Consider the following 12,302-nt stretch of genomic DNA (forward strand, 5'->3'; position numbering starts at 1 on the left):
ACCCTCAATCCTTTGTGTCTAATTTATGAATATATCTCAATAGCGTATTAAATATATCACACTATGAGATGAATTCAAGCTTTTGTTCTTAAAAAGTTGAGTCTTTTATAAAACTTTTGAAAGCGTTTTTTTATAGTTGTAAATTTAATCAAAATTAATAATTATATAGGAGGTAAACGATTGCCTATCTCAGGTTAAAGGGAAGGTTTAAAATATTGTTTTATCCTATTAAATGAAAGCACAATAAAAAGCGATTAGAGATTCGCTCTAATCGCTTAAATAATAATATATTATTTTCTTTTTAGGAAAAGAGAAATAATCCAGCCAATCACTGCACCTATTAAAGCGGGAATGAGCCATCCAATTCCTGTTGTATAGAGTGGAATTTCTTTCAAAAATGCCTCATAGCCTGGCCATTTAATATTTGCACCTTTAAGACCGTCGTAAATACTAATGAGGGCAGTAAAAATTAGTGCAGTAATGTATACAGAGCGTGCGTCATTGAACCATTTAGAGACCAATGTTAATATCATTAAAACAATTGCTAGCGGATAAATAGCTAATAGAACTGGTGTGGAAACTGCAATTAGTTGTGATAAACCTATGTTTGAAACAACGGTAGAGAAGATTGCGAAAATCCAAACCCATGCTTTATATGAAATCGATGGGAACAATTTATAGAAAAACTCTGATGAAGCTGTCATTAATCCGATTGAAGTTGTCAGACATGCCAGCAAAATCACCGCAGTTAATAAAATATTACCGAATTGTCCATATAGAATGTAGGCAGACTTTGTAATAATATCTGCACCTTCTTTAAATTGGCCAATTGATTGATAGCTGGAAGAACCTATATAACCAAGAGCTATATAAACGAGTGCAAGCCCAGCTGCTGCAATAAAGGCTGCAAAAACAGTTGTTTTCACAACAGTTGGTTTATGCGTAATATTTTTACCCTTTAATGCTTCGATGATTACGATACCGAAAATTAATGCTGCAAGAAAGTCCATTGTCAAATAGCCCTGTACAAAACCTTCGCCGAATGGATTTGAGACATATTTACCAATCGCTTTTCCTGCTCCATCCATTGGGGTTACAACAGCTTTTACGGCAAGAGCCGCGATTACAATCAGAAGTGCTGGTGTTAGAATTTTTCCTACTCGGTCAATAAGCTTGCTTGGATTCAATGCAAAAAACACTGTAATTAAGAAGAAGAGTATTGTAAAAATAATTAGTGGCCAGCTCATAGAAGCGGTATGTTCTGATAAATAAGGTTTTACCCCTAATTCGTATGAAACGGTACCGGTACGCGGCATGGCGAAGAAAGGACCGATAGCTAGATAAACAATTGCTGTGAAGATGATTCCAAATAATGGGCTTATTTTAGAAGCCATATCCTGTAATTCGCCGCCTGACTTAGCAACTGTAATAACGCCGAGTAAAGGCAGACCTACACCTGTGATTAAAAATCCTATAATGGCTAATACAAAATGTTCGCCTGATTGTTGTCCTAGCAATGGTGGGAAAATAATGTTGCCTGCACCAAGGAAAAGGGCAAATAGCATAAAACCTACCGAAATTTTTTCTCCAAGTGACAGTTTTTGAATTTCCATAGAAAAACTCCTTTTTACTTAGGCACTGAAAAATCTAAGAAGTGTTTTAGTGTTTTTCATTGGCCTGTGTTTTGCCGTATATCATTTTTTAATTAGAATAGTAAGTGAATTTATTTAATATCTGAAAATTCTAATTAAAATTTCAAAAGCTATTGATTAGAGTACCATAAAAAAATATCGAAAAAAACACTATTTTGTGATAAAAAGATGAATATTTTTATAATTTGTCGAATACATTAAAATCTTAAAGCTTTTTAAATTTATTTATTTACTATTAACAGTTCTATTTTGAAGAGATCAATAGTCTGGTAAAATGAAGAACAATAATTGGAACAATTTGTTCTTAAATACGTCTTGTAATTTTAGAGTATCCCAATTAATATATAGTGAAGATTAGAAATAAGTAGAGCGACTGCATTTTGTCTATGTGTATAAAGAATAGAATTGGGGAAGAAGTACATTTGTGAATATGAGTGGCCCAATGAATTCCTTGAAAGAGACTGCTATTTTGCTAATTTCGTGCTATAATATTCTTTGTACTTAATGAGAAATAGTATATCACTGCGTTATTGGGACGCATATTTCATATAAAATGATGTAGAGTTCGTAAGGAGGACGGGTAATATGACTTACCTAGCACTAATTGTAGCTTTTGTTGCTTCAATACTCTTGACTCCGTTCGTTAAGAAACTCGCATACCGCATTGGCGCTGTTGATAAACCAAACCATCGCAAAGTACACAGCAGTGTAATGCCGCGACTTGGCGGTTTAGCCATTTTTATAGCCTTTCTAATAGGGATTGCTGTAGCACATCCTATGGATAAGTCAATGGTTGCTATTTTAATTGGTGGCTTTGTGATTGTTATAACTGGGGCTCTTGATGATATGCTTGAAATTACGCCAAAAGCAAAACTGCTTGGCCAACTGGCAGCAGCATTAATCGTCATCTTCTTTGGCGGCGTTCAAATTGATTTTATCAACTTGCCTTTTGACGGAAAATTAACCTTTGGATATTTTAGTATTCCATTAACAATACTTTGGATATTAGCTATTACAAATGCAATTAACTTAATAGATGGATTGGATGGCCTTGCTGCTGGTGTTTCTACGATTGCTTTAGTTACACTTGCTGGTATGGCGTTTATTATGAGTAATGGTTTTGTACTTGTGATTGCTTTAATTCTTGCTGCAAGTACTTGTGGTTTCTTATTTTATAATTTCCATCCTGCTAAAATTTTTATGGGTGATACAGGCGCGCTGTTCCTTGGATTTATGATTGCCGTTTTATCATTACTTGGTTTTAAAAATGTTACGTTTATCTCTTTGGTTATTCCGATCGTAATGTTGGGCGTGCCAATTTCGGATACGTTCTTTGCTATTGTGCGCCGTTTATTAAATAAACAACCGCCATTTAGTCCTGACAAATCCCATTTGCATCATCGTTTGATGAGTATTGGATTTACTCATCGCCAAACAGTACTGTTAATTTACGGTATTGCAGCGATGTTCGGAGTAGCGGCAGTTACATTCTCGATGGCTACAGTATGGGGAGCTATTTTACTAATCACGGTAATCTTGATTGCCATTGAATTATTTGTTGAAGCGATTGGACTAGCTGGACAAAATTACCGACCACTTTTAAATCTAGTAAGACGTAAATAACTAGTGATTTAAGACGACGTGAAAGATATATCTTTCACGTCTTTTTTTAGTTAATAAATAGATATAGGAGATGAACGACAAAGTGAAGTTTTAGTAAAGAGAGGAAGGATGACTCAGTTCTTATTAAACTCAAAATAGATGGACTATTATAACTAGTGTAGTAGATACGATATCTCCTAATATATGCGTGATCTGAAAGTCCTGCATGAACGTAGTGACGAAGAGATGGAACTAAGCGCGCAGAAAGTGCTTCTTGAAACGGAACTATTATTGCGCAATACTAATATGGATTGAAAAAATTATTGTGAAAGATCAAAAAACACCCCAAAGCTAGATTTGATTCTAACGTTTGGGGTGTTTCTTATTTATTAGCCAATGAAGCGACTTTATTGATTACCGCCGGAATTGTAACTGCCACTATAGTTGTTAGTGGATCCAGATTGATAGCCAGCATTGTTGTTTCCGGCATTATTATTTTGTTGGTTCGTGTTTTGCTGTTGGTTATTCGTGTTTTGTTGATTAGTATTGTTTTGCTGGTTATTATTATTTTGTTGATTAGTGTTGTTGTCAGTTTGTTGATTCGTTTTGTTTAAATCACTGTCACTTATTCCCAATTGTTTTTGCAAAACTTGGCGTGTTTCAGCTAAACCATTTTCGTCAAGTTTATAGTAGTAAACACCTGTAGACATATCATCGTTACCTTTTAATGATAACGACTTAACTTTAGGCATACCGTTTTTCACATATGCTGCAAGTGACTTCATTTCGCCGAACGTCATATTGGTTTTCATATTATTGCCGATTGCTTCCAGGATGTCATCATATTTTGTGAATGATGAAACGGAAGAAGCTTTTTTAATAATGGCTTTTAAAATCATTTGTTGGCGTTCGCCGCGCTGTATGTCGCTGTCTTGATGACGTGTACGTGCAAGCGCTAATGCTTCACTACCATTCAGGACTTGCTTTCCTGGTTTTAAATTAATGGTCCGTTTGTCATTTTCATCTAATTCATGTAGGGCGTACGGTACTTTCACTTCGATACCGCCTAATGCATCTACAATCTGAATAAACGCATCAAAGTTCAATCGATAATAGTAATCCACTGGAACATTCAACAAGTTTTCAACAGTATCGATTGTTGCTTGTGTACCGCCATATGCATGGGCATGCGTAATTTTATCTTGGTAGCCTACATAGGGAATATATACATAAGAGTCACGCGGAATGCTCAATAGTTTTACTGATTTATCTTTGTTATTTAAAGTGGCAAGCATTAACGCATCTGAGCGGGAATGATCAGTGCCTTGTTCTCGTTTTTCGCTGTCGTCAATCCCAACAAATAGGATTGAGATATTGTCTTTCAACGGTTCTACTTTTTCAGTACGCAAATCAGATTTTTCACGTTCGTTTTCATTGTCATATGCTTTGTTAGCAGCTTTTTCGCCTTGTTTATATAAATAGTATGCATAGGCACCGCCAGAAACGAGCATTAATGCAATGACAATTAAAAAGACTTTTAAAGCGAGACGCGACTTTTTCTTCTTAGGCGTCTTTTTCACTCTTTTCTCTTTTTTTGCCTGTATTCTAGAATTTGTCATATATAATCTCCTCTAAATTTAGGAATACTAAGTGTAGATAATTATTTGACGCTATTCAAAAGAAAGAAGTTTCTTTTAGCACATATAGCGAACTTCATTATACTATGTGAAAATGTAAAGGTAAAATTAAAATTTCATTATATTTTGTCGAATTCACGAAATACTTTGTCAACACATGTAATCATTACTTGCCCATTAGTCATGTTTGTTAACCATTCGCTAAACTCTGCTTCTTGTTCTTCAGGAACATATACGTAAAATTCTACATTATCTGCGTAAGCAATCTCTTTAATTAAATAAGAAGAATTTCGAATTTCATTTTCTAGTTTTCCGAGCCAGGTATAGTCAATTGCTGCTTTCATAACATTATGTAACTTGCGTTCTACAACTCCGCTAGCCTCAATACCAGCAGACGCTGCTTTACCATACGCTCGTACTAAACCGCCTGCACCTAATTTTATGCCACCGAAGTAGCGAGTGATGACAATGACTGTATCTTGCAAGTTTTGTTTTTTGATAACTTCCAATATAGGTACACCGGCAGTTCCACTAGGTTCCCCATCATCATTTGCCTTTTGGTATTGGTTATTCTCACCGATTATATATGCAGAGCAGTTGTGATTTGCAGAATGATGCTCTTTTTTTATTGATTGAATAAAGTCTAATGCTTCTTCCTCATTTTCCACTCGTTTACAGTTAGCGATAAATCTTGATTTTGATATTACAATTTCATTGGAACCAGCGCTTTTTATTGTTAAATAATTTTTTCTCATGTTACACTCCTCTTTATATAGGTCCTATTTCGTGAAGCCTTAGACATCTGTTTGTCATCATAATTTAATAGTCTTAAGTCTGACACGTGATATAATAATGATGTGAATACAGTAGGAAAGATATATAAGCCAGCAAACAGGCGAAGTATTGATTTAAATGTAGCACAAAAAATAAGGGTGATGTGAATGTTAAACGATAAATTCGACTTAGAATCGTTGGATTTAATCTTCAACCGAATGATTAAAACCATCGACGAATCAAAGAATGACATCTTCACTATCAGTGAACAGAGTCGCAAAACATTTGATGAAATGAAACTCGAGCTGGAACAAGTTCGTTCTAAAATAAAGGAAGTAATTCTGGAAAATGATGTGCTAGAGAAAAAGTCACGATTGTCGAGAGTTCGTTTAGCGGAAGTTTCTAAGAATTTCAACATTTATAGTGAAGCAGAGATTCAAAAAGCCTATGACCAAGCAAATAAGATTCAAATTCGTTACTCGATTCTTCAAGCAGAAGAAAGGTTATTACGTGATAAGAGGGATGACTTAGAAAGAAGAATGCGCTCCCTACTCGATACAATTGAACGGGCGGATCATTTGGTTAGCCAAGTTAACGTGGTGCTGAATTATTTGACCGTTGATTTGAAGAGCATTCGTCCGGCATTAGAAAATGCGAAGATGCGTGAAGACTACACCATGAAAATTATTGAAGCCACTGAAGAAGAAAGAAAACGGATTTCAAGAGAAATTCATGATGGTCCCGCACAAATGCTTGCTAATGTATTGCTACGCACTGATATAATTAATCGTACATATCAAGAACGAGGTATTGAAAAAGCTTTGCTGGAAATAGTAGAACTAAAGGGTTTGGTGCGGGATGCCTTGCATGAGGTAAGACGTATTATTTATGATTTACGGCCTATGGCTCTAGATGACTTAGGAATCGTGCCGACCTTGAAAAAATACCTAAGTTCTGTAGAAGAGTATCATCAAGGAACGAAGGTTTATTTCCAAAGCATTGGAGAACAGACCCGGCTTGATTCAAAATACGAAGTGGCCATTTTCCGTTTGGTGCAAGAGTGTGTAAATAATGCAATCCAACATGGAAAATCACATCAGGTGTGGGTTAAACTAGAGAGTTGTAAAGACTTTATCAATATCTCCATTAAAGATGATGGCATTGGGTTTAATCCACAAACTACAAAACAGAATTCTTTTGGCTTGATTGGAATGAAGGAACGTGTCGATTTGCTAGGTGGCGAAATGAATTTAAATTCTGTAGAAAAACAAGGAACGCGCATCATGTTTAAAATACCAATTAAAACAAAATAGAGAATTTAGGTGCAATTTAGGAGGAAGTTTTCATGACAAAAATTATTATTATTGATGATCATCAATTATTCCGCGAAGGGGTTAAACGTATATTGGACTTTGAAGATTCATTTGAAGTCGTTGCAGAAGGCGATGATGGTACGGATCTTATCCAACTATATGAAGAGTATCAACCAGATGTTGTCTTGATGGATATTAATATGCCACAAAAAAATGGCGTCGAAGCAACAGCTGAGCTTATTGAAGGACACCCTAATGCTAAAGTGATGATTTTGTCCATCCATGATGACGAGTCATATGTATCGCATGCATTAAAATCAGGTGCATTAGGTTATATGCTTAAAGAAATGGATGCGGATGAAATTGTTGATGCGATTAAAATCGTAGCTGCTGGCGGCTCCTACTTGCATCCAAAAGTAACAAGAAACTTAGTAGCGGAATACCGTCGTTTAAGCGAACGCGAAAACAAAGGTTCATTCCATCAAACAGAAATTCGCCGTCCATTCCACTTGCTTACAAAGCGTGAATGTGAAGTGCTACAACTTTTAACAGATGGTCAAAGCAATAGAGCAATTGGTGAAACATTATTCATCTCAGAGAAAACAGTTAAAAACCATGTATCAAGCATTCTTCAAAAAATGAATGTAAACGACCGTACGCAAGCAGTTGTTACAGCAATTAAAAACGGCTGGGTCGAAGTAAGATAAGAAAATTAAAAAGCTAGAGTATAGCGGAGTTCGAGCCGCTACTCTAGCTTTTTACTATTTATATCGTGTTAAGGTGAATGCCGAGGAAGTTAAAAGAAGATGACACGCTATCTTAACTGGATTATACTGATATTGTTTGAAATGAAACATATTAATTAGTTTGACGTCAATATGTTTGCTGAATACAAAGTAGGAGGGCCTCATCCATGTTTTTACGAAAGATAGCGCTAATCGGTGTATGTGCGTTGATGCTAGCTGCATGTGGCAACAACGATGAAAAAGCGAGTAGCAATACAGGGTCGACCAAAGATAGTGATTATACATCTCAAAATAACGCGATTAATCACGGTATTTCCGATACGAAACAAAATACAGAAACGAATGAACAGGCCGCGAAACCATCTGTCTCTTCAGATGATGAAGGTGTAGGTTTTGAGCTAAATTCAGACGGTAAAGTTGATGAAGATCAAACAGCGCCAGCTGAAGAGAAAAAAGCTATATTAGCCGTCTTCGATGAATATATTGCTGCTTTTAATGATAAAGATATTGATCGATATGCCAAAACCATTGCTGATAAACCACAAGGCTTCGATTATAAAGAAGAAATTGACTACACTAAACAAGCGTTTAAAGACTATGATGTAAAGCGTACCGCTAAAAATATTACCTTGAAGAAATACAAGGACAATTACGCAGAAATTTTTGCGAATATCAAAACAGTTGTGAAACAAGATAGCAACTCCTTCACACAACCACTCAACCAAGTGACAGTGATGACGAAGGAGAACGGCAAATGGGGCGTTTCTGCTGTCTATGTCATGGGAACAAAAAAATAGAAGTACTGCTAATGGACGCGGAGAAATCTTTGCGTTCATTTTTGTTTTGCCGGGTTTAGCTATTTCCCATTGAACATAACAAGTGATCTATTATAGAATTGTATTTATGTAGGTAGGGGAGTGAACAATTAATGACAACCGCCATCGTTACAGATAGCACAGCCTATCTGTCAGAGGATGAAATAAAAGATTTAAATATACATGTAGTCCCACTAAGCGTTATTTTTGAGGGAGAGTCTTATGAGGAAGGTGTCGATCTAGACGTAGGGACGTTCTATAAAAAAGTTCGGGAAGAAAAAGAGCTTCCTAAAACATCGCAGCCGCCAATCGGCAAATTTGTCTCCTTGTTTGAAAAACTAGCGAAAGACTATGATGAAGTCGTAACTATCCATTTATCAAGTGGTATTAGTGGAACATATCAAGGCGCTGTACAAGCTGGTGAGATGGTCAAAAATTTAGATGTACATGGTTTTGATAGTGAAATTGCCTGTTACGTCCAAGGCTTCTATGTCATTGAGGCAGGTAAAATGGCCAAACAAGGTGCTTCTGCAAAAGAAATCATAGCGAAACTTGAAGAAATGAAAAAAACAGTTCGTGCTTACTTTATGGTGGACGATTTGGCGCACCTGCAACGTGGTGGCCGCCTGTCAGCAGCATCAGCTTTAATCGGTGGGTTGCTGCAAGTAAAACCTATCTTGCATTTCCAAGATAAAGTGATTGTCCCATTTGAAAAAATCCGTACACGTAAAAAAGCGCTTAAGCGTATAGAAGATTTACTAGGAGAAGATGTAGCAGTCCATCCAAATATTAAAGCTTCCGTCATCCATGGTAACTGTGAAGAGGAAGGGAAAGAATGGATGCATGTCCTTCAAGAAAAATATCCATCCGTTGAATTTACATTAAGCTATTTCGGTCCTGTCATTGGTACGCATCTTGGCGAAGGTTCACTTGGGCTTGGGTGGTATCGAAAATAATAGTTAAAATCCCGTTGATGCAAGTTTGTCTATCGGGATTTTTCTTTTATGAAATATCCCTTGTTATGACTCCCGAATATCGCTAAACTTAATTCAATCCAACCCCAGAATTGGAGGGAATCATTGCGATTTCAGTTAAACAAATCACAGCTTAATCTTACTCCATCTTCCCCGTTACACCTTTTGCATCATCAGCTGCGAGACTTTTTAACTGGCAGGCTATGGCTACGCAATCAATCATTTTTAAGAAGTGAAACAATCGATCAGCAAATTAAGCTTGGCTATGTAGAAGTCATCCCTGGTATTCAATTAATCTCAGCAACCAATCATTTATTTTCCAAAGAAAAATGGCAATGTAATCGTTGCCGCAATATAAAACAACACTTTTTCGCACGTTTTTATTGTGCAAAGTGTGAACAAACATGTGTGTATTGCAGGCATTGCATTAACATGGGCAGAGTCAGTACCTGTACACAATTAATAAAATGGATCGGTCCTCGAAAGAAAATAGTGACCAAAGGAAATACGTTTGAATGGGAAGGTACCTTTACACCTCAGCAAGAAAAAGCTTCTGTCGAGCTGATAGAAAGTGTACGCCTAAGTAGAGATCATCTTACTCATGCAGTATGTGGCGCGGGGAAAACTGAGATTTTATTTCCAGCCATTGCTGAATGCCTAAAGAGCCATAAACGAGTATGTGTGGCGACGCCTCGAACAGATGTAGTCCTCGAGCTTGCTCCGCGGATTCAAAAAGTGTTTCCACAAACATTTGTACAAGCACTTTATGGGGGAGCGGAGGTAGATAAACGCTATTCCCAACTCATCATTGCAACGACACATCAGCTTTACCGTTTTGAAGAGGCATTTGATGTAGTCATAGTTGATGAAGCGGATGCCTTTCCATATACATCTGATCAAACATTACAAGAAGCTGTTCAGAAAGCGAAGAAAGCAGAAGCACCCATTCTTTATGTCACCGCAACACCATCTGGTGAATTAAAAAATAGGATTAAAAAAAGCAAGGGTGGATATTCTTTTATTCCTAGAAGATATCATACACACCCTTTGCCTGTGCCGCGTTTTGATTCATTGTTCAGTTATCAAAAGAAACTTACAAAAGGCAAAATTCCTCAAAAGCTAAAGCAATGGGTCTGTGATCGGCTGGAGAAAGAAGAACCTTTTTTAGTCTTTTTTCCTACAATTGAGCTAATGGAAAAGTCGGTTGGATTATTCCAGCAATTGCATCCAGCTATACAAGCTGTTCACGCAGAGGACTCATACCGAAAAGAAAAGGTGCTATCTTTAAGGCAGAGTAAAATACCAGGCCTTTTGACCACAACTATTTTAGAACGTGGCATCACCATTCCACGAGTGCAAGTAGCAGTGGTTGGTTCAGAAAGCACCATTTTCAACAAAAGTGCGCTCATACAAATTGGTGGACGTGTCGGCCGTTCAGCGGATCATCCTTCAGGAGATTTAGTATTCTTCCATCATGGCATTACGTTGGAAATGGATGAGGCACGAAGAGAAATCGTAAAGCTGAATGAAATGGAAGTGATTCAATGATACACTGCTATTTATGCTCAGCAGCATTGCGTCAACATCTTACTTGGAAACTGCTTTTTACCTCTATTCCCGAGCCAGTTGTTTGTGAGAAGTGCTTGGGGAAATTTGAGCGGGTACTAGACAACGAACAAAAATATGAAGATGTCTTTGCGCTATATCACTATAATGAAGCGATGCATGATTATCTTCATCAATTCAAATTCGGGCAGGATGTTGTTTTGGCAGAAGTTTTTCGTTCAGACATTGCTACTTATTTGAAAAACAGTTGTACCTCCATTGTTCCAATTCCTATGCATCCTTTAAAGAAAAAAGAACGGACATTTGCTCAGGTGGACGAACTGTTGAGGGCTGCCAGCATCCCTTATACACATTGCCTAGAGAAAAAGACTACGCAAAACCAGGCGACTAAATCAAAAATGGAGAGGGAGCAATCAGTGCAATTTTTCAGTTTAAAGGAAGACTGTCAAATAGAACATATCGATTATTTGTTGGTCGATGATATTGTGACAACAGGTACAACCTTGAAACATGCTGCTGCGTTACTAAGGGAAGCAGGGGCGAGGACAGTAACGTCATTTGCACTGATTCAAGGATAATTTTACTTGTAGTAATATAAACTCTTATTGACTTTTCACTTAATTTTCTATAGGCATATGCTTTTTGTTTTGCTATGATGTCCATAGAATGCCAAAAGTCTTAGTGGCTATAAGTTGGAGGAATGACAATGGGAGAATTGCGAAATTGTCCGAAGTGCGGCGGCTTCTTTAACTATACCGGTGTAAGGGAAGTTTGCCCGAAGTGCACTCAGGATGAAGAAAATATGTATGAAGTTGTCTACCGTTTTTTGCGTAAACGAGAAAACCGCGCGGCGACAGTTGAACGGATTGTTGAAGTCACAGGCGTGGAAGAAGAGCTTTTATATAAATGGGTTAGAAAAAATAGGCTTCAACCGGCCTTATTCCCAAATTTAGGATACCCGTGCGATCAATGCGGGCGCATAACAACTTCAGGAAAGCTTTGTAACGAATGTGCAGATGGTTTGAAAAAAGACTTAAATAAATTTAATGCGGCACGTGAATTCAGGCAAGCAAGAGAGAATCAAGATAAGGCAACTTATTTATCTGACAGAAATAATAAATAAAGCATAAACCTTCATTCCTTTTGGCGAATGAAGGTTTTTAATTAGAAAAAAGTACTATACTAAATAACAAACAATAGGAACTCTTTCGTTTTATCGCGTA

11 protein-coding genes are annotated in these 12,302 nt (G+C 37.0%); 8 read left to right on the plus strand and 3 right to left on the minus strand.

What is annotated here, in order from left to right; all coding sequences use genetic code 11:
- Positions 1–290: 290 nt before the first annotated feature.
- The gene (gene brnQ, locus F0527_RS02225; protein ID WP_150283657.1) at positions 291–1,613 is read right to left on the minus strand and encodes a branched-chain amino acid transport system II carrier protein; all 1,323 of its coding nucleotides are present in this window, start codon (positions 1,611–1,613) and stop codon (positions 291–293) included.
- A gap of 624 nt (positions 1,614–2,237) precedes the next feature.
- On the opposite strand from brnQ, the gene F0527_RS02230 reads away from it, so the two are divergent.
- A complete protein-coding gene (locus tag F0527_RS02230) occupies positions 2,238–3,275 on the plus strand; it encodes a glycosyltransferase family 4 protein (RefSeq protein WP_150283658.1) in 1,038 nt (345 codons plus the stop codon).
- Positions 3,276–3,661: 386 nt separating this feature from the next.
- On the opposite strand, the gene F0527_RS02235 is transcribed toward F0527_RS02230, so the two are convergent.
- Both F0527_RS02235 and F0527_RS02240 read right to left on the minus strand, forming a co-directional pair.
- A complete protein-coding gene (locus tag F0527_RS02235) occupies positions 3,662–4,873 on the minus strand; it encodes an LCP family protein (RefSeq protein ID WP_150283659.1) in 1,212 nt (403 codons plus the stop codon).
- A 137-nt stretch (positions 4,874–5,010) separates the two neighbouring features.
- Positions 5,011–5,646: a YigZ family protein gene (locus F0527_RS02240; protein WP_150283660.1), complete on the minus strand. Its 636-nt coding sequence runs from the start codon at positions 5,644–5,646 to the stop codon at positions 5,011–5,013.
- Between the two features lie 186 nt (positions 5,647–5,832).
- Between F0527_RS02240 and F0527_RS02245 the strand changes: the two genes are divergently transcribed.
- The 7 genes from F0527_RS02245 (at position 5,833) to F0527_RS02275 (ending at position 12,202) form a co-directional block, all read left to right on the plus strand.
- Complete coding sequence (locus F0527_RS02245; protein ID WP_150283661.1) at positions 5,833–6,978, plus strand: sensor histidine kinase; 1,146 nt, start codon at positions 5,833–5,835, stop codon at positions 6,976–6,978.
- A gap of 32 nt (positions 6,979–7,010) precedes the next feature.
- Entirely contained in the window at positions 7,011–7,685 is a 675-nt protein-coding gene (locus tag F0527_RS02250; RefSeq protein ID WP_066784550.1) for a response regulator transcription factor, read from the plus strand.
- Between the two features lie 206 nt (positions 7,686–7,891).
- The gene (locus F0527_RS02255; RefSeq protein WP_150283662.1) at positions 7,892–8,521 is read left to right on the plus strand and encodes a nuclear transport factor 2 family protein; all 630 of its coding nucleotides are present in this window, start codon (positions 7,892–7,894) and stop codon (positions 8,519–8,521) included.
- A 131-nt stretch (positions 8,522–8,652) separates the two neighbouring features.
- A complete protein-coding gene (locus F0527_RS02260; protein ID WP_150283663.1) occupies positions 8,653–9,495 on the plus strand; it encodes a DegV family protein in 843 nt (280 codons plus the stop codon).
- Positions 9,496–9,618: 123 nt separating this feature from the next.
- A complete protein-coding gene (locus F0527_RS02265) occupies positions 9,619–11,061 on the plus strand; it encodes an ATP-dependent helicase ComFA (protein WP_370454622.1) in 1,443 nt (480 codons plus the stop codon).
- Positions 11,058–11,657 (plus strand): ComF family protein, encoded by a 600-nt coding sequence (locus tag F0527_RS02270; protein WP_150283664.1) that lies wholly within the window; start codon positions 11,058–11,060, stop codon positions 11,655–11,657. The genes F0527_RS02265 and F0527_RS02270 overlap by 4 nt, the downstream gene beginning before the upstream one ends.
- A 128-nt stretch (positions 11,658–11,785) precedes the next feature.
- On the plus strand, positions 11,786–12,202 hold the full coding sequence (locus F0527_RS02275) for a TIGR03826 family flagellar region protein (RefSeq protein WP_066784569.1): 417 nt from the start codon (positions 11,786–11,788) through the stop codon (positions 12,200–12,202).
- Positions 12,203–12,302 lie beyond the last annotated feature (100 nt).

This window comes from Rummeliibacillus sp. TYF-LIM-RU47 (genome assembly GCF_008638315.1).
GTDB classification, from domain to species: domain Bacteria; phylum Bacillota; class Bacilli; order Bacillales_A; family Planococcaceae; genus Rummeliibacillus; species Rummeliibacillus stabekisii.